Here is an 18334-nt window from a genome sequence, read left to right as displayed (position 1 = left end):
TAAAAAGGCTCAAATAAATTTGAGCCTTTATGACATAGATTAAGTACAGTTTAAATGTAATTTAAATTATATTTCAAACTTGTAGTTAAATTTAATGCCTACCGTAAGAGGGCGGTTAATGTAATGGCCATAGTTACGTTGTATTTCTGCGCCATTAGCACTTGTAATATCGGCATCTGAGCGACGTACCGATGTAACAGCATATTTATTAAACATATTATCAACATACAATGTAGTTGACCACGCATCTGCTGTTAACTTAGCTGAAATATTACTTAAGCTGTAACCTGGTAGTACTTCACCGTTATCACGTAAACCAACTTTGGAAATAACGTCACTTTGCGCAGTTAAGCCGTAGTTTATATCTAATGTTTTGTCGTTAAACACGTCAGTTTGGTAATTAATACCTAATGAAAACTGATGCTCTGGTGAACCAGGTAAACGATCGCCATCTGCAGCGCCATCACTCCCGTCGGCGTTAAATAAAAATGGTGCATCTGATGTTAGCTCCGCTTTAGTGTAAGCGTATGTTGCATAGGCGCTAAATGAGTCTGATAAAATAGCGCGAGTAGCAATTTCAATGCCTTTTGCGTTAGCACTGCCAGCGTTTGAAAGGTAAGGCAGTTGCCCCACTGCGGTTGCCCCAGTAATTTGCGCATTGTCCCAATCTACGTTAAAGAGTGCAGCGTTAAAGTGTAACTGACTTCTAAACCATGTACTTTTAAAGCCAAGCTCGTAATTGGTTGTTATATCGGCATCAAATAGCATTTCATCTGGTTTACCACAGCCTGTTTGTTGATCATCAGGAAGTGGATCAGGGCACGGAACCAAGCCATTTGAACCACCAATTCTAAAGCCTTCACTTACCGTTACATAGCCCATTACGGTGTCATTAAATTGATACTTTGCGTTAAACTTTAACAGATTACCGTTATCACTTGCTGCATTCTCTTCAAAGTTAATAGCGATATCGTTAGGGCCAGCACCATCATATAATGTATTTGCTAACGGAAAGTCAAAAGCGGCTTTAGACTTTACATCGTATTCGTAAAAGCGCACACCAAGCGTTATATCTAGTTTGTCGGTTACTTGATAACCCACTTCACCAAAAAGAGCCGACTCTGTTACTTTGCTGCTCGTTATTTCTAGGTACTCTAGTGCATCAGGTCTAAGTTGAGTTGCGCCAAAGTTATCAACCGCAAACTGATCAAAACCTGGTGTAAATTCTCTGCTTGATGCATCTGTGTCTTTTTTATTATAAAAACCACCTACTATCCAACTAAAATCGCTATCACTTTGTGATACTAAACGCAGCTCTTGGGTAAAAGTATCTACTTCATCAATTTCGCGGGTAAATGTTGAAAATGCTGGAAATTCTTCGTAGCCATAATCAAGACGGATCAGTAAATCTGTTTGGTCGCGTTGACCTTCAGCTTCAAAGCTTGATATACCGGTAGCCGATACTAACTCTGCAAAGCCTAAGTCTGCTTTGAGTTCTAGGCTAAGTAATTGATCTTCTTTCACGCGTGGCTCTTCGTAACGATACGCTGATTCGTACTTACCAATTATATCGCTTAAGCCATTGTTTGCATTTAAGCTGTTGCTATGAACAATTGAACGACCTTCGCTGTCTTGTTTTTGATAAAAATAGTTAAGCGTACCTTCAAAAGACTCACTCGCTTTATAACGAACTGATATACGCCCAGTAGTGGTTGTTTCGCCATTGGCATCTTTTACTTGTTTAAGGTTGTTGTTAACGGCATCAGTATTGCTCCAATCAGGATCGCTAAGCGATACTCCCGGCTCACGAACAACATAATTGTAATCTACAAAACCCGGATCTTTATATAGGTTTAAGCTAGTACGTATGGCAAGCGTATCTTCAATAATTGGTAAGTTGAAAATAAAGCCGCCTTCACCGCCTACTGAGTCACTTTCTTGGGTTTGAAAAACATCACCGTAAATTTCGCCTGAGGTATAATCAAGCTCTGGCGCTTTTAGCATGTAACGAATGGCGCCGCCTAATGTACCTGCGCCATATAATGTACCTTGTGGCCCAATGAGTACTTCTACGCGCTCAATATCAACGAGGCGCATATCAACGCTTACCGGAATTTCATTAATATATGTTGCTACAGTGCCGCCATCTGACGCTGGACCCGATGAGTTAGTATTTAAACCACGTACAATAATAGGTGAGCCTTCGCGGCCACCTTGGTCAGTAATTGTTAAACCAGGAACCCAGCGTGCTACATCGGCAAGTTCACTAATGTTTTGATCTTTCATTACATCAGCGTCAAGCGCGGTTATATTAAGTGGTGCTGCTTGTACAGAGCCGCTGCGTCGTGTTGCCGTAACCTCTATAACTTCAAGTGATTTGTTTTTTGTAACCACTTGTTCTTGAGCTGAAGCGGTATTAGAGAATAAAACCACACTTGAAAGTGTGCTTGAAATAGCCAAGGTTAACAGGCTTGGTTTAAACATAAAAAGTGATCCTAGTGCAATTAGTTATAATGAGTAAGTAAGGGTTTTAGTTTATCAGGGTGGAATACATCTGGGAATAAAAATGTGAATTATAATTCACTTTTATAGAATAAATATTATACCCAAGTTTATTTAGATTAATAAATAACCACTAGCAACAATTACTTGCTTAAAAAGCATTCAGTAAGCTCTTGCTGCTTAGTTGTTAAAAGCTAAACAGTAGTAAAATTTTATAACAAGATGTGAGTAGCGAGTGAGATTACACGGATGAGCAAAACCGTTATGCATTTAAATGCAGGCTGAGGGTTAAAGTAACAAGCAGAAATGAGACAAAAAATATGGCCGTTTTCATTAAAAAATTAAAGTCACTAGGGGGTAGGGCGTATTTATCTTTTGAGATTGAATTTACAGCAGTGCGTTTGTTTTTTAGGCTAGGCAGAGCCTATGTAATGTGGTTATTCCCCAGAAGCAGGCGATAACGATGCATAAATGCCAAATATGTGCTGCCCGAAGGCTTCTATCTAGGGGGAAGTAACTTTTCCTGCATGGATGTAAGCCAGTAAAATAAAGCCGGGGCAGTTATTGAGCCCATTAGATAACAAACTTCGCGCCGGGATTAAGCTGCCTCTAAATTGAACAAATTTTAATCCCTAAGGTTAATACGCCCTAATCGCTTAATGAGGATAGTTTAACTGCTGCTTTGTGGTTTTGAAGTTGAACTGCCAACAGAGGCAATAATTACCAGTAATATTGCCAGCCACTGCCAAATAGACAATAGTTCGCCTAATATGAGTAATCCGGCTAATGCTGCAATTGCGGGCTCTAAACTCATCATAATACTAAAGCCTTGCGACGACATATTACGCAAAGTGATCATTTCTAGGGTATACGGCAGGGCGCTTGAGAGTACTGCAATAGCAATACCTAACGGAATAATATCCCAACTGAATGAAGAGGCTTGCAAAATTCCGCCATAGGGCACAAGTACAATGGCCGAAATAGTCATACCCATAGCCACAGTTGCACCACCAGAGCCTTGATTACCGGTTTTTTTACCAAAAAGAATATAACCTGCCCAACATGCACCAGCGGCAAGCGCCAATATAACGCCAACCGGATCTAGGCTTTCTTGGCCTTTCATATCAGGCAGTAGTAATAAAATACCCGCAATAGCACAGCCTACCCAAAATAGATCACGCTTACGGCGCGATGAAAATAATGCAACTGCTAATGGGCCGGTAAATTCAAGTGCAACGCCAATACCCAGTGGAATACGCTCTATGGCGTAATAAAACAAAATGTTCATACCGCCGAGGCTCAGGCCGTAAATTAAAATAGGAAATCGTTGGCCTGCGGCAGGTAAGTGTTTCCACGGTTTAAAAATCAGGCATAAAATAGTGGCAGAAAAACCTAAACGCAGTGCAGTAGTCCCTTCAGGGCCTACAATAGGGAAGAGTTGCTTGGCAAGCGACGCACCAGATTGGATAGTTACCATAGCGAGCAATATACAAAAAACAGCGAGTAAGAGTTCTTTCGTAGATGAATGCATTATTTTCCTTGTATATCACTATTAAATTTGGCGCATTCTACCTGTTTTTGATACTCGAGGTAAACTTATTCGATAAACAACATATTAAGCAACTTACGCTTTGTTATTGTTAAAGAAAACATATGTTGTTGCGACTGTTAAGCTCGTTGCTTCACAAGCTAAAAGTAGTTAAAAACGTATGAGCGTTAGCTATTAAACTAACACTCATATTATAAAGCGGCTAATAGGCACTATAGCAAAGGTTTAATTTGTCTCAAACGCTTTATCGTTTGGGTATACAACACCTAATTGCGCGCGAGCAGTATCAAGTACATGCATTACTTCAACACTAAGCTGGTGTGTATTAATATCCGATTGCGGCGCTTTTTGTGTCACCATTTGCATAAAATGATCAACTTCATATTTCATAAAATGCTCGTCAAAAGGCTGCGAAAGTAGTTCACGTTCACCGTTGTTAGCAATAAACTCTACTTTTTTGAGTTGCGACACTGCTTCAATCCGAATGCGGCCAAGTTCGCCTTGTATTTCGGTAATATTATCGCCTTGCGATATTTTTGAGTAGCTGATCACCGCTTGTTTATCGTGATAATTTAAGAGTACATCGCCTGCGCCATCTACACCTGTATCAAGGAGTACACCACTTGCGTGTACACTATTTGGTGCGCCCCACAGTGCTATTAATAAATACAGTGGATAAATGCCTAAATCAACCAAAGCACCATTAGCAAATTGAGGTAAAAAGGTATTTGGGCGCTCGCCATTTTTATATTTATCGTAGCGCGACGAATATTGACTATATTGTCCAATAAACTTACGCGGCGTACCAATTTTTAGCATGGCCTGTTGCAACAGTGCAAAGTTGGGTAAATGCGTGGTCATCATGGCTTCCATGTATAAGCATTGATGCTTTTTAGCGGTTGCTATAATAGCGGCTAGTTCGGCACTATTGGCCGCTGCTGGTTTTTCTCCCAGTACATGTTTACCTGCTGCTAAGCATTGCACTGCATATAACTGATGTAAGCTATTTGGTGCGGCAATATAAACGGCATCTACGTGCTCGTCTTGACAAACTTGCTCTATTGAAGTAAAAATTTTTGCTTGAGTATTTTTTGGGTGTTTAGCTAAAAAGGCTTCGCCGCTCGTTGTTGCGCGCGAGCACACACCATATAAATTAAAATCGATTAAGGTGTTGGCTGCTTTTAATAAGGTATCGCTAATAAAATTAGTACCGACAATAACAAAATTCATGGATATTCCTAAAAAACAATAAAAAGTAGAGGAAAAGTAAAGCTTATCATTTTTTAGTGTGCATATCGCGAGGAGAGAAAGTAAGTATAAAACCACAGAGGGAAAAAGTAATAAAAAGGTTAAACCATCATATTAAAGTAGGTAGGTAAAACCTTTTAACTAATCAAACTATTTAGGACAGTATGTTGATTCAACAGCGTAAGTAACACTATGAGTAACTAGATACTTATTAGAAAGGTAGTTATTCACTGTCTTTTCGCACCATTGTAGTGCATCACCTTGGCTTTCATAACCGTTACCAGAGGCGTTCCAGCATTGCTTTAAGTCATTATCTCTATTTGAGGCAAGTATTGCGTTGGATTGAGTTATCTTACAAGAAGAGTAAGTTGACTTACTTGACCCATCTGAATTTGAGCCACAACCAACAAGAGTTAATGTAAGTGCTAATAATATATACTTTTTCACTTTGATACTCCGTTAGTATTTGTTTTGGTAACGTTCGTTAATTACGACACGGCTTTGACAAGGAACTTCAAAAAAATCATGAACATTATTTTTAAATAATAATTCCAAGCTGTAATAAGAGTTACACTCAAACGAAACACCAGAAGCTGGAAGCACTGTAAATATTTCACCATAAATATCAATTTTAACAGTATCAATAGATAGATTTTGAATTGAGAGATAGTTAGAGTCAGTATGATAAACATCTACATTTTTAATTGGAGATGGTAGATCTCCAGCATTTGCAAGTGCTGAAAACAAAAGCCCTGCAGCTAAGGGGAACTTATAAAGTTTCATAGTCGTCCTTTATGACATTATGGATAATATACTACTAAATCGACATTAGGATGAATGTTGATATTAGAGGCTGTATTGATGTATGGACAGCATATGATAGGAGTATTGATAAGTTACTGCTTTAGCCATCTATAGCATAACAATATCTGTATTATAAATGCAATATAATAAATATCAATAACTAATTGTTTTTATAGATAAAAAATAAACTTAGAAGAAGTTAATTCAGAGTGCTTTTAAACAAATAAAATCATCTGTAATTAGTGCTAATAAATTAGATTAGGGATAGAGAAAATAAAGGGAAACTAAAATGAATTAGCAGATCATTTTTTACTGCGCATTACGCGAGGAGAACAGCCAAACCAGCGTTTAACACTGGTGCTTAATGTGGCTTGCTCTTGATAACCCAATAATTCTGATATGGTTGATATAGTAAGTTGCCCTTGTGTTAGGTAGTGCTGCGCAAGTGTACGGCGCGTAGCATCTTTGAGCTTTACAAAGCTGGTATTATGCTTAGCTAGTTTGCGATGTAAAGTACGTGGATGCATATTAAGCGCCGCAGCAATCGTGTGATTAGAGCATTGATAAATAGGCAGCATAGGGCGCATTAACGCGCTTACTTGAATGGGTAATGGGCTGTTGTATTGACTATTTTTAGCTAAAAAGTTTCGTGCAGCCTCTACGTTAGTCAGCTCCCCTTGTTCAAGTGCTATGCTTAAGTCTTGTTTTGCAATCACAATACCTGCGCTGTTGCGGTGCTCTATTACTTTACAGTCAAAATAGCTGCTATAAGCATACTTATTGGTGGTGAGCTTTTGTGGTAAAAAAACTGTGATAGGTTTGCATTGGTTATTACTAAGCTTTTTAATCGCTCCCATGGCTAAGCCAATTGTTAGTTCGGTAACTTGGTTTATGTTAGGCAGCGGGTTGAGATTAATTTCGAACGATAAAAACAAGTTTTTATCGTTCTCTAATGGATGAGCCGTAAGCCTAAGAGCAGGGCTGTGCAAATGTAAATATTTAACCACCCAATCTAGTGCATCACTTAAATAGGTCCCGCTTTTAGCGGCAATAGAAATATAACCCAAAATATCAAAACTTTGTCGGTTGGCGAGCTTTAAGCCAAAGCTGGGGCAATTAAATTGTTGTGCGCAGTATTCTAATAATGCTGCATAGCAGCGATAGCTTACATATTGGTTTTCGAGCTGAGTAAAATCAACGTTAATATTACACTCCTGCATAACGGTAGCTACATTTGCGCCAAATTCTAAAATTAGCGTATCAATACCTTGTAAAGACGTGGCTCTTATTAAACTGCTCATAGTTAACCTTTGTTGTTGGTGTCTAAAAATATCAAGTTTTTATGTTTTTATCTATGCAATATTGTGGTTATGGTTAATGTGTAAAAATTATAAAAGGCATGCTATGAATACAACATTTGACTACATAGTAGTAGGCGCGGGCAGTGCAGGGTGTGTTATTGCCTCGCGGCTATCAGAAAATGCCAATGTGAGTGTATGCTTAATTGAAGCAGGCTCTAGCGATAATACTGCTTTTGTACAAATGCCTGCAGGGGTTGCTGCAAGTGTGCCTTATGGTATTAATAGCTGGCATTACAATACAGTAGCACAAAAAGAGCTGAATAATCGCTGTGGTTTTATGCCACGAGGTAAGGTATTGGGTGGCTCAAGCTCTATTAATGCCATGGTGTATATTAGAGGCAATAAATACGATTACGATCAGTGGGCGGCCAATGGCAATAGTGGCTGGGATTATGACAGTTTATTACCCTACTTTATAAAAGCCGAAAACAATAAAACATTTACCAATAGTGAGTTACATGGCACACAAGGGCCACTTCACGTACAAGAATTGAATGAGCCAAGCCCAGTAAATCAATGTTTTTTAAATGCCTGCGTTGAGCAAGGGGTGAGTTTAAATAACGATATAAATGCAACCGAGCAGCAAGGTGCTAGGCTTTCACAGGTTACGCAACATAATGGAGAGCGTTGCAGCGCAGCTAAAGCGTACTTAACTCCTCATTTAAAACGTGCAAACTTAACCGTATTAACCAATAGCCATGTAAATAAAGTAATAATAAACAATAATATGGCGCAAGGTGTACAAATTGAACGTAATAAACAGGTGGTTAATTTATACGCCAATAACGAAGTGATCCTCAGTGCCGGGGCAATTAATTCGCCGCAACTATTAATGCTTTCAGGAGTTGGCCCCAGCAACCATTTACACGCACATAATATTAAGGTGATAGTACCATTAGAAGGGGTGGGGGCTAACTTACACGACCACCTTACAGTGGTGCCTTTGTATAGAGCAAAAAACAGTAAAGGCACGTTTGGTTTGAGTATCCCAGGGGCTGCTAGGGTGTTAAAAGGCTGTATAGATTGGTTTAGTAAGCGCCAAGGGTGCTTAACTACTAACTTTGCAGAGTCGCATGCATTTATTAAGTTATTTGATGACTCCCCTGCGCCAGACGTACAGCTAGAGTTTGTGCTGGGTTTAGTAGATGATCACAGCCGAAAATTACACACTGGCCATGGTTACAGTATTCATAGTAGTATTATGCGCCCTAAAAGCCGCGGTACTGTTAAGTTAGCCGATAGTGATCCGCGCAGCGCGCCGCTAATCGATCCTAATTATTTAAGCCATCCCGACGATATAAAAGTGATGTTACAGGGCCTTAAAAAAACACTACAAATAATGCAAAGCAGTGCATTTGATGCCATCCGTGGTGACATGGTTTACCCGCTTGATATAAATAACGATGAGCAATTGATTGAATTTATTCGTCAAACGGCCGATACCGAATACCATCCGGTAGGCACCTGTAAAATGGGTAATGATCCACTTGCAGTAGTTGACAATGAGCTGCGAGTTTACGCTATACAAGGGCTACGTGTAGTAGACGCCTCAATTATGCCCAGCATAATAACCGGTAACACCAATGCTGCGGTTATTGCTATTGCTGAAAAAACGGCCGATTTAATTAAGCAGGCTAATCCTTAAATTAAGCGTTAAGCATAAAAGGCATTAAGCCATTGTTGCCAGTCGTGTTCTAGGCGCAGCATTTGCTGATGCTTTTTGGCATTTAAGTGTTTGTTTTCGTCCTCGGTTGCCATATAAGGGCCAACACGACAAAGTGGGCAGTGATTTGGGGTTAAATAATGCGGCAAAGTAAGATGGCAGCTTAACTCGCTATGCTGTTTTGGGCTAAATACATAGGTAATACCGCTGGTGTCTTTTACGTGTTTATCACGGTCAACATTGCGAATTTTATAACCAGCAAAGCGGCTAATATCAAACGGCATTTGCCCTAAATACTCAGCGTTTAAATGTGCATTTAAACTGCCTTCTATATTCCACTCCCGATAAGGCTTTACGTCTTTTGAAGTGATATAGCACAGCATTGGGCCATTGGGGTTAAGTGCATACTCGTTAGCGTATTTTATAAATTGGTGCAGTAAAGCACGATTAAATACGTTCATACTGGTTTGTTGAGTATTGTTTTCAAACGCTTCGCGGCCCACAAAGGCAGGAACAAGCGGAAATTGAAAAATAACCACATCAAAGCTATGTAAGTTAACGTTTAGGTTTTGCCAGCACTGGGGTTTTGTAACATCAAAGCTATTAAGTACGGTTACCTTATTGGCTTTTAATGTGCTTAGTGCATTGTCTTGGTATTTATACTCAATAGTGGCTGTGTCATCAAACGTAGAGGCAACCAATAAGCTCGGCTTTAGGTGCTGATGCAGCGCGTTAGAAAACGATAAATCGCCATCGCCCACAGTGAGTATTTTCCATTTGGGATTTAGGTACATAAGTTATTTAACCTGGACTCTGGTTAAGAGATTTACTAACGTATTGAATCATATTTATATTTAATTTTATTTTCTCTAGCCAGAGGTTTTCAGTGAAAACAAGGCGAATTTACGCGTCAATAGCTGGCCTATTGCAAGTAAATTCAACGCAGTTAGCGCTGAAAATAGCTGCTTGAGATCAGGTTATTTAGTATTTTTATCGCTATTTGCAATGATAACGTCGGCGTTATTATTTAGCGCTTGTTGCTCATATAAACGCAGCATGGCTAAACGTGTTTTTAACCCTTCAATAGCCACTTGCTTAAGTATAAGGTTAAAGGTAATTAAAATTGCGAACATAATATGAATAGGGCCATGGGTAAAGCCAGCATCTATGTCGTAAATAGATAAGCCAAACAAAACAAATAATACCACCATAAGTATTTCAATGAGTTGATTAGAATAAAAGCTCAGACGGCCTTCACTTTTATGATCTTTTTTTATACTAATGGCACAAAAAAATGGAATAACTTTAATTTTAAATACCGCTTTTTTTTCTACGTAGTTTTCGCCAAGCGTATTAAGTTGCTGGCGCAATTGGTCAATCATGGTGTGCCCTTAAGCGCAATAGTTTAAATTAGTTAGGGTAAATGCTCATACCAATAGTAAATATATGGCATACAAACACGACAGAGGTAAGTACAAAACGCATTTTTTGATAATCTTTATGGTAACTTTGCCATTGCGGTGAGGCTTTTTCAAAAATAAGCACCAACCAAAAGCTTACCGCTAACCACGCAAGCGCCCATTCAACTGGTAAAAATGATAAAAACGGTACAGGTATAACTACAATAACTGCTTTTATAGCATTACTGTAACTTTGCTCACCAGCGCGCCATAAGTTACCCGCCATAAAGGCTAAAATAGCAATGCTGTAAAAAGTAAAAAACTCTAAGTTTACACTGTTACTGCCAAACATTAGTGGCCAACCAACACAGCCTAAAAATGGGAGCAAGCCCAAGTAGCCTAGTTGTATGTGGTTAATAAATTTTTCCATAACAGCGCGCCTCGTTTATATGGTGAGTATTTAGCGCGGCTATTGTAACAGTATTACTAATAGCTACCTTAAAAAATTGCGTATAAAAGTAATTTGCCAAACCATCATCTTAAAAACTGATTGAATCAATCTAAACAATCAATTTTATTTAAATCTTCATTAGTCTTATAGTATTAATCAAGCCAACGCAGAAGGTCGTTTAAAACGATAGCGTTGATTACTTTTTAAATACATTAAACATAAATGAGGAAATACCATGAGCACTTCATTAATCAACACAAAATTACAACCATTCAATGCAACCGCTTACCACAACGGCGACTTTGTAGAATTATCTGAAAAAGACGTACTTGGTAAATGGTCTATTTTCTTCTTTTACCCAGCTGATTTCACTTTTGTATGTCCAACTGAACTTGGCGACATGGCAGATTATTACGCACAATTACAAGAAATGGGCGTAGAAGTTTATTCAGTATCTACCGATACTCATTTTACTCACAAAGCATGGCACGACACGTCAGACACAATAGGTAAAATTACTTACCCTATGATTGGCGACCCAACAGGGCGTATTACACGTAGCTTTGGCGTAATGATCGAAGAAGAAGGCTTAGCACTTCGCGGAACATTTGTAATGAACCCAGAAGGCGAAATTAAAATTATCGAAACTCACGATTTAGGTATTGGCCGTAGCGCTAAAGAACTTGTTCGTAAAGTACAAGCTGCACAATACATTGCAACGCACGACGGTGAAGTTTGCCCTGCATCTTGGCAGCCAGGTGAAGACACACTTGCACCTTCACTAGACCTAGTTGGTAAAATCTAAGTACTCGATTTACCAAGTAAGGGCAGGTAACTGCCCTTAAATCAACGAACATCCGTTTGTTGGTGCCTCCTATATCAATATACTTGTTTAAGCACATGCATTATTTGGCATGGGAGGCTTGCTGTTTAAATTTTCTAAAAGGGTTAAGCCATGTTAGATAACAACATAAAAAATCAATTAAAAAGCCATTTTGAATCGCTTACTCAACCTGTTGAGCTGCTTATCGCCTTGGACGACAGCAAAAAATCAACAGAAGTAGCAAGCTTAGCAAATGATTTAGCCTCACTAAGCGATAAATTTACGGTAATAAACAACCCAGACACAAGCGCGCGTCGTCCGTCAATGGTTGTACATTCACCTATTAAAAACACCCATATTACGTTTGCGGGTGTACCTATGGGCCACGAATTCACTAGTTTAGTGTTAGCGCTATTGCACACTGGCGGACATGCCAGTAAAGCAAAAGCCGAGGACATTGAACAAATAAAGTCGCTCGACCAAGCGCTTAATTTTGAAGTGTATATAAGCTTAAGTTGTCAAACCTGCCCACAAGTAGTGCAGGCTTTAAATACAATGGCAGCAACGAATAATAAAATTAAAGCCACCATGATAGATGGCGCGTTATTTCAAGGCGAAGTAGAAGAGCGCAACATTTTAGCTGTACCGGCTGTTTATTTAAATGGCGAACCATTTAGCCAAGGTGCACTAAGCCTAACCGACATACTCAATAAAGTAGATAGCAAAGGTGCAATGCGCCAAGCTGAGTCGTTAAGTAAAAAAGAAAAGTTTGACGTGTTAGTTATTGGTGGTGGGCCTGCGGGTGCATCGGCTGCTATTTACTCAGCACGAAAAGGGTTAAACACCGGTATTGTTGCAGATAGGTTTGGCGGACAAGTAGCCGATACTTTAGCAATCGAAAACTTTATTTCGATTAAAGCCACCGAAGGGCCAAAACTGGTAGCGCAACTAGAAGAGCACGTAAAAGAATACGATGTAGATGTAATGCATAATCAACGCGCAGCTAGGCTTAGTCGCAATAATAATGGTTACGAAATTACTCTAGAAAACGGCGCGGTACTGAGTGCTAAGTCGCTGGTACTGGCAACAGGTGCACGCTGGCGCGAAATGAACGTGACTGGCGAGCAACAATATCGTGGCCACGGTGTGGCATATTGCCCACATTGCGATGGGCCCTTATTTAAAGGCAAACCAGTTGCGGTAATTGGTGGCGGTAATTCAGGTATAGAAGCCGCGATTGATTTAGCCAATATTGTAGAGCATGTAACGGTACTTGAATTTGCCGATACATTACGTGCCGACGAAGTACTTATTCGCAAAGCTAGCAGTATGGCTAATATTACTATTATTAAAAGTGCACAAACAACCGAAGTACTCGGCGATGGCAAAAAAGTAACCGGTTTAACTTACACCGACCGCGTAAGTGGCGACAGTAAGCAACTCACTCTTGCGGGCATATTTGTACAAATTGGTTTAATACCAAATACAGAATGGCTAAAAGACAGCGAGCTTGAACTGAGCAAATTTGGTGAGATTTTAATTGATGCCAAAGGCGCAACATCACTCCCAGGCGTTTATGGTGCGGGGGATGCAACCAATACGCCATTTAAGCAAATAATAATTGCTATGGGCAGTGGTGCAACAGCCAGTTTAGGTGCGTTTGATTACTTAATTCGCCACAGCGATGAAACAGAGCAAGCTTAATTTAGTTAATCTGCATCAGGTTAGTTAAAAAACGTCTCTTGATATAACAGCAAAAATACACCCATAGCTGTTTGTTCACCCAAGCCGCCCTTCTCCAAAGGCGGCTTTTTTTATATTTAATTTAGGGGTTAAATAAACACTGATTATTTTTGTTTTTTAACATGCAGCGTTTATAAGCTGTATGTTACTTAACCCTGGTAATGCCGACTATTATACACACAGCTCCACCGATCATACCGGCCCATGCTTCTATTGGCGTGTCGCCACTTAGCGCGCGGCTAACTTGTGAGCCAGCTGCTTCATAAACATCATACCCCCAAATAGCCAACGCAACGCCAATAATAATAAGCACAATACCAATCACTTTGTTATTCATAATAGATCCTTACTTTTTAGAGTGTTAGTTAAAAATACTTAGTAAATATACTAGTTAAATAATAGTAAATAAGCTAACGCAATTTATGATTATTTAATAGGTTGAATTTGGTGTGTACTCTGGATTTATATCGCCGCCTACTTCCTCAGGATCTACATCGTTTATGAGAAGTGTTTCGCGCACGGCTTCAATATGATCAAGTACGGTTTGATAACGCTCGCCGTACTCGTATTTAGTCACCTCGATTGCTTTAGGCATGTAGGTAAATGCTATTTTAAGTGCGTGGAGTGCTTCTTGATTTATTTTTTCGTTCATTATTTTCTCTCTTAAATATGTTTTAAACGTAAGCTATGGTTAATAAAATAACACCAAATACAATGCGGTAAATACCAAAACTTACAAAAGTAAAGTTTTCTAAAAAGCGGATAAATAATTTAATTGTAAAATAGGCCACTATAAAAGAGGTAACAAAGCCTACAGCAAGGGCGGTTAAATCGTCAAAAGTAAATAAGTCATAATGCTTTAGCAAATCATACCCAGACGCTGCAGCAAGTACAGGTAAACCAAGTAAAAATGAAAATTCAGCACTGGCTTTGCGGTTTAAGCCACACAACATAGCACCTACAATAGAGCTACCCGCACGGCTTGTACCAGGAATAAGTGCAAATACTTGGGCTATACCAATCCATATTGCTTGCTTATAAGTCACTTGAGTAACATCGGTAGTGGTGCAGTTTTGTTCTTTATAATTGCGCTCTAGCAGTAAAAAAATCACCCCACCAACAATAAACATTACTCCCACAACAGGTACGTTAAATAGTGCTTTTATTACGTCACTAAAAATGAAAGCAATAATGCCTAACGGAATAAATGCGATGGCTACTTTTATCCATAAGTTAAGATGTTTTGGAGTGAACTTATCTTTATAGTTGGCTAGTACCGCTAAAATGGCGGCTAATTGAATAATTACGCCGAATGCTTGATTAGTAGCCGTTGCTTCTATACCCAACCATTGCGCTGCTACAATAATATGCCCGGTTGACGAAATAGGTAAAAACTCAGTAATACCTTCAATAATACCTAAAATAATTGCGTTAAAAATGTCCACGTTCAATGTGTTCCTAAATACTTAATAAAAAATACAATGGGAGTTGCTAATGCTCATAATATTTCATGAGAAACAATACATAACTCACTTATCAAAATTCCGCCATAGGATAAGAGCTTATTAACAATATCTAAAGTGTTTTAATGTTTATTTAAAATAAAGGGCAGTAATTTTAAATAATACAAAGTTAGTTTTGAATTAAGCTAAAAATGCTTTTGCGGCGTCTACACCCATTTGGTAGCCAGTGTTAAGGGTTGCAAGCTTTTTAGTGGTACGGCCCACTTTAAAATTAACTGGTGGCGCTATAATATTTACCCGGCAATCAGCGGGTGGGTTATTAATAAAATCAATACTGTGGTTATAAACATCGGCTCTGGTGAGGGTTGTGTTAATAAGTGCCGGGTAGTTTTTATATATTTGTTTAGTTAACCATGGTGCTTTACTTGGCCTTTTACGATAACCCAAAGGCTGAGATAAAATAACGGTTATTTCACGTGCACCCATTTCATACGCTTTTATAACGGGAATAGAGTCGGCTACGCCGCCATCGGTCATGGCTATATTATTAATTATTGGATAGTCGCGATACGCAATAGGAATAGCACAAGACGCTTTTAATTGCTCGACCATATCGGTGCTGGTGGCTTTTAAGTAATGGGCTTTACCCGATTCGATAGCCGTAGTAACAATATAAAAGTCTGCCGGGTTTTGCGCAAACACTTCGGTGTTTAGCCGTATTTCACGAATGGTTTCTTGCCATAGCCAGTCTAAATCAAATAAATGGCCACCCTTTATAAAGCGCGCAAGATTAATAAACTCAGGACGACATGAATAGTCGGTGATCACTTTGTAATTGCGCATTGGTTGCTTGCATAAATAGGCGGCTACATTTGTAGCCCCTGCAGATACGCCAAAATAACGTGCAAATGGTTGATAGTTTTGTTTTAAAAACTCATCAAGTACACCGGCTGCAAAAATACCGCGCATTGCACCCCCTTCAACAACCAAAGTGTGTTTATGTTGATTTGTCATAACGATATATTCCTTACATCATTTTTTAATGCTATCAACTTAGTTAGCAAAGTGCGAGGGAGGAGGTAGGCGATTATTTATTATAAATACTCAACAAAATAAACGGGCAGTGTTTAATTGCCCGTTTATTGTTATTTTAACTGTTTAGAAAAATATAATTGCTGTAGGTTTTTAAATGCTTTGAACCCACATTACACCAACTTCTTTTTTAGTTACTTTAACTTGCGTACCGGCGCTAATGGGCTGTTTGCTTTTAAGTTGCCAGCTAATGCCAGAATACTGATGAGTACTTAACCCTTCAATAGTCACATCTTGGTTAAGTACAAAAGTCAGCTCTGCAAAGTCGCTATTAACTGGTTTACGCTCAACATTATTTTGCATCCGCTTTAGGGGCTTCCAAAGCAATATAGAAATTGCAGCTGTTATTAGAGTATTACTCCAAAGCGCAGTGGTCATAGAGTCGGCTAATATTCCCATACTCATGAGCAGCCCGGTTATAAATAACGATAAGCCAAAAAATAACAATATAAAGGTAGAGAGCCCCAATACGGCTACTTCTATGATCAGCGCAAGAACCCCAAGTACCATTAAGGTTTGTGGTAAATTTTGGGTAATAAATTCCATACCGACTCCTTTATTTAGTTATTAGCCTTGATGCTTTTTATTTAAGCTATTAATAATGGCCATACCTTGTGCAACCATTGAGCTTGCATCGGTGGCATTATCAGGAAGCAATACAATTGATGACTCTCTGGCAATGGCTTCTTTTGCAGCTATTGCTTTAGTTGCTAAATCAAGCTGAATTGCTTTTTGACCTTGCTCTGTATCGGCAGCTTCACCCACTTTACGCAGGGCTTCGGCTTGTGCTTCGGCAACTGCAATAATTGCTTTTGCTTCACCTTCTGCGCGTAAAATTTGTTCTGCCTTTTCACCTTCAGCACCTAATACCTGTGCTTGTTTACGCCCTTCGGCCACATTGATATTGGCTTGACGGTCACCTTCAGATTCAAGTATTTGTGCGCGTTTAACTCGCTCTGCTTTCATCTGTGCTTCCATCGCTTCCATTACAGATTGTGGTGGCACAATATCTTTTATTTCGTAACGTAATACTTGAATGCCCCAAGGCTCTGCCGCTTGGTTGATAGAAGTTACAATATTAGTGTTCAGTACGTCACGCTCTTCAAAAGTTTTATCTAATTCCATTTTACCAAGCTCAGAACGCATGGTTGTTTGCGAAAGCTGAGTTACAGCAAATATGTAATCATCAACGCCGTAGGTTGCTTTATATGGGTCAAGCACACGGAAATACAAAACACCATCTACAGTAAGCGAAATATTATCTTTAGTGATTGCCGACTGTGAAGGCACGTCTTGTGCTTGTTCTTTTAAACTGCGATCTGCAGCAATACGATCAATAAATGGGATGATAAAGTTTAGACCTGCTTCTTTAGTTGATTGATACTTACCAAAGCGTTCTATTAACCAAGCGCGGTTTTGTGGTACAAATTTGACACTACTTTTTAGCAGTACTAAAACAAAAATGAGTAAAAATGCTTCAACGGTAAATATTGTATTGAGCACTTGTGCAATCGGGTCCATGTAAATATTCCTTCTAATAATAAAGAGTTAACAAGTTGAATTGTTTGTGTTGTTTATAATTTCAACGTTGCTAGAGTAACATTGCTGATGTGGTTTCACTATAAAATAGTTAGTAAGGTGATATTCAATTACTTTCAAAAAACTGACAAATTTTATTACGGCCCGTTTCTTTAGCTTCATATAAGGCTGCATCAGCATTATTAATAATTGTTTCGGGGCGGGTGTTTTTAGTTGGATATGTGCTATAAAAGCCCACGCTAAGTGTGAGTGTTTTTGCAACACTAGAGTCGCTATGTACTTTGTTTAGCAGCGCTATTTTTTGTTGTAATAATAATGCAAATTGATGGCACTCTGCTGCGTTAAGCGAAGGCAAAATAATTGCAAATTCTTCCCCGCCATAACGCGCAGCTAAATCGCCCTCGCGCCTGCAAAGTTGATTTAGTGTTTTAGCAACTAGCTTAAGTGCGTCATCGCCTTTTTGGTGGCCATAATTGTCGTTATAGCGTTTAAAAAAGTCTATATCGCACATAATTAAGCTAAGTGAATGCTTATTACGAGCACAACGTTGTATTTCACTTTTAAGTGTTTCATCAAAACAGCGGCGATTGGCAATATTAGTTAAACCATCGGTATTAACTAGGGCGTGTTGATCTTTGTGGTATGAAAAACAAACAGCATGAAGATAAGGTATAATTGAATTCGCCAGAAAACTTT

Annotated in this window: 18 protein-coding genes; 3 read left to right on the top strand and 15 right to left on the bottom strand. The window is 39.0% G+C overall.

Going from position 1 to position 18334, the window contains the following annotated elements; genetic code table 11:
* Positions 1-66 precede the first annotated feature (66 nt).
* From HC000_RS12500 to HC000_RS12480, 5 genes are all read right to left on the bottom strand, one after another.
* Positions 67-2484, bottom strand: a complete 2418-nt coding sequence (locus HC000_RS12500; RefSeq protein ID WP_179807814.1) for a TonB-dependent receptor — start codon at positions 2482-2484, stop codon at positions 67-69.
* Positions 2485-3172: 688 nt separating this feature from the next.
* Positions 3173-4033 carry a DMT family transporter gene (locus tag HC000_RS12495; RefSeq protein WP_089369173.1) on the bottom strand — a complete coding sequence of 287 codons (861 nt, stop codon included), beginning with the start codon at positions 4031-4033 and terminating at the stop codon, positions 3173-3175.
* 243 nt (positions 4034-4276) lie between these two features.
* Positions 4277-5281: a Gfo/Idh/MocA family oxidoreductase gene (locus HC000_RS12490; RefSeq protein WP_089369174.1), complete on the bottom strand. Its 1005-nt coding sequence runs from the start codon at positions 5279-5281 to the stop codon at positions 4277-4279.
* Positions 5282-5758: 477 nt separating this feature from the next.
* A complete protein-coding gene (locus HC000_RS12485) occupies positions 5759-6082 on the bottom strand; it encodes a hypothetical protein (protein ID WP_011329889.1) in 324 nt (107 codons plus the stop codon).
* Between the two features lie 323 nt (positions 6083-6405).
* Positions 6406-7404: an AraC family transcriptional regulator gene (locus HC000_RS12480; protein ID WP_179807813.1), complete on the bottom strand. Its 999-nt coding sequence runs from the start codon at positions 7402-7404 to the stop codon at positions 6406-6408.
* A gap of 103 nt (positions 7405-7507) precedes the next feature.
* Between HC000_RS12480 and HC000_RS12475 the strand changes: the two genes are divergently transcribed.
* Positions 7508-9109, top strand: coding sequence for a GMC family oxidoreductase N-terminal domain-containing protein (locus HC000_RS12475; RefSeq protein ID WP_179807812.1), 1602 nt, complete (start codon positions 7508-7510; stop codon positions 9107-9109).
* 8 nt (positions 9110-9117) lie between these two features.
* On the opposite strand, the gene HC000_RS12470 is transcribed toward HC000_RS12475, so the two are convergent.
* The 3 genes from HC000_RS12470 to HC000_RS12460 form a co-directional block, all read right to left on the bottom strand.
* Positions 9118-9921: a class I SAM-dependent methyltransferase gene (locus HC000_RS12470; RefSeq protein ID WP_086994567.1), complete on the bottom strand. Its 804-nt coding sequence runs from the start codon at positions 9919-9921 to the stop codon at positions 9118-9120.
* A gap of 183 nt (positions 9922-10104) precedes the next feature.
* Entirely contained in the window at positions 10105-10509 is a 405-nt protein-coding gene (locus HC000_RS12465; RefSeq protein ID WP_011329893.1) for a hypothetical protein, read from the bottom strand.
* A 28-nt stretch (positions 10510-10537) separates the two neighbouring features.
* Positions 10538-10957, bottom strand: a complete 420-nt coding sequence (locus HC000_RS12460; protein WP_011329894.1) for a DUF3429 domain-containing protein — start codon at positions 10955-10957, stop codon at positions 10538-10540.
* A gap of 256 nt (positions 10958-11213) precedes the next feature.
* On the opposite strand from HC000_RS12460, the gene ahpC reads away from it, so the two are divergent.
* Together ahpC and ahpF are read left to right on the top strand one after the other, a co-directional pair.
* Positions 11214-11783, top strand: a complete 570-nt coding sequence (ahpC, locus tag HC000_RS12455; protein ID WP_011329895.1) for an alkyl hydroperoxide reductase subunit C — start codon at positions 11214-11216, stop codon at positions 11781-11783.
* Positions 11784-11933: 150 nt separating this feature from the next.
* Positions 11934-13505 carry an alkyl hydroperoxide reductase subunit F gene (ahpF, locus tag HC000_RS12450; protein ID WP_089369179.1) on the top strand — a complete coding sequence of 524 codons (1572 nt, stop codon included), beginning with the start codon at positions 11934-11936 and terminating at the stop codon, positions 13503-13505.
* 184 nt (positions 13506-13689) lie between these two features.
* On the opposite strand, the gene HC000_RS12445 is transcribed toward ahpF, so the two are convergent.
* From HC000_RS12445 to HC000_RS12415, 7 genes are all read right to left on the bottom strand, one after another.
* Positions 13690-13881 (bottom strand): DUF3185 family protein, encoded by a 192-nt coding sequence (locus tag HC000_RS12445; RefSeq protein ID WP_011329897.1) that lies wholly within the window; start codon positions 13879-13881, stop codon positions 13690-13692.
* Positions 13882-13974: 93 nt separating this feature from the next.
* Positions 13975-14196 (bottom strand): hypothetical protein, encoded by a 222-nt coding sequence (locus HC000_RS12440; protein WP_011329898.1) that lies wholly within the window; start codon positions 14194-14196, stop codon positions 13975-13977.
* Positions 14197-14218: 22 nt separating this feature from the next.
* Positions 14219-14989, bottom strand: coding sequence for an undecaprenyl-diphosphate phosphatase (locus HC000_RS12435; protein WP_011329899.1), 771 nt, complete (start codon positions 14987-14989; stop codon positions 14219-14221).
* 198 nt (positions 14990-15187) lie between these two features.
* Entirely contained in the window at positions 15188-16021 is an 834-nt protein-coding gene (locus tag HC000_RS12430) for a patatin family protein (protein ID WP_179807811.1), read from the bottom strand.
* Between the two features lie 171 nt (positions 16022-16192).
* Positions 16193-16645, bottom strand: coding sequence for a hypothetical protein (locus HC000_RS12425; RefSeq protein WP_011329901.1), 453 nt, complete (start codon positions 16643-16645; stop codon positions 16193-16195).
* A gap of 21 nt (positions 16646-16666) precedes the next feature.
* A complete protein-coding gene (locus HC000_RS12420; RefSeq protein WP_011329902.1) occupies positions 16667-17620 on the bottom strand; it encodes a slipin family protein in 954 nt (317 codons plus the stop codon).
* A gap of 124 nt (positions 17621-17744) precedes the next feature.
* The coding region (locus tag HC000_RS12415) for a diguanylate cyclase (RefSeq protein ID WP_257025517.1) at positions 17745-18334 on the bottom strand (590 nt) is incomplete at its 5' end.

This window comes from Pseudoalteromonas sp. MIP2626, from assembly GCF_013414205.1.
Lineage (GTDB): Bacteria > Pseudomonadota > Gammaproteobacteria > Enterobacterales > Alteromonadaceae > Pseudoalteromonas > Pseudoalteromonas nigrifaciens.
This window is presented reverse-complemented; position numbering and strand designations above follow the sequence as displayed.

Bases quoted from the DNA above. Each gene is read 5' to 3' on its own strand.
- HC000_RS12420 (WP_011329902.1), bottom strand. From the start codon at position 17,620: ATGGACCCGATTGCACAAGTGCTCAATACAATATTTACCGTTGAAGCA.
- HC000_RS12440 (WP_011329898.1), bottom strand. From the start codon at position 14,196: ATGAACGAAAAAATAAATCAAGAAGCACTCCACGCACTTAAAATAGCA.
- HC000_RS12470 (WP_086994567.1), bottom strand. From the start codon at position 9,921: ATGTACCTAAATCCCAAATGGAAAATACTCACTGTGGGCGATGGCGAT.
- HC000_RS12485 (WP_011329889.1), bottom strand. From the start codon at position 6,082: ATGAAACTTTATAAGTTCCCCTTAGCTGCAGGGCTTTTGTTTTCAGCA.
- HC000_RS12460 (WP_011329894.1), bottom strand. From the start codon at position 10,957: ATGGAAAAATTTATTAACCACATACAACTAGGCTACTTGGGCTTGCTC.
- HC000_RS12490 (WP_089369174.1), bottom strand. From the start codon at position 5,281: ATGAATTTTGTTATTGTCGGTACTAATTTTATTAGCGATACCTTATTA.
- HC000_RS12465 (WP_011329893.1), bottom strand. From the start codon at position 10,509: ATGATTGACCAATTGCGCCAGCAACTTAATACGCTTGGCGAAAACTAC.
- HC000_RS12445 (WP_011329897.1), bottom strand. From the start codon at position 13,881: ATGAATAACAAAGTGATTGGTATTGTGCTTATTATTATTGGCGTTGCG.
- HC000_RS12500 (WP_179807814.1), bottom strand. From the start codon at position 2,484: ATGTTTAAACCAAGCCTGTTAACCTTGGCTATTTCAAGCACACTTTCA.
- HC000_RS12425 (WP_011329901.1), bottom strand. From the start codon at position 16,645: ATGGAATTTATTACCCAAAATTTACCACAAACCTTAATGGTACTTGGG.
- HC000_RS12495 (WP_089369173.1), bottom strand. From the start codon at position 4,033: ATGCATTCATCTACGAAAGAACTCTTACTCGCTGTTTTTTGTATATTG.
- HC000_RS12475 (WP_179807812.1), top strand. From the start codon at position 7,508: ATGAATACAACATTTGACTACATAGTAGTAGGCGCGGGCAGTGCAGGG.
- HC000_RS12480 (WP_179807813.1), bottom strand. From the start codon at position 7,404: ATGAGCAGTTTAATAAGAGCCACGTCTTTACAAGGTATTGATACGCTA.
- ahpF (WP_089369179.1), top strand. From the start codon at position 11,934: ATGTTAGATAACAACATAAAAAATCAATTAAAAAGCCATTTTGAATCG.
- HC000_RS12430 (WP_179807811.1), bottom strand. From the start codon at position 16,021: ATGACAAATCAACATAAACACACTTTGGTTGTTGAAGGGGGTGCAATG.
- ahpC (WP_011329895.1), top strand. From the start codon at position 11,214: ATGAGCACTTCATTAATCAACACAAAATTACAACCATTCAATGCAACC.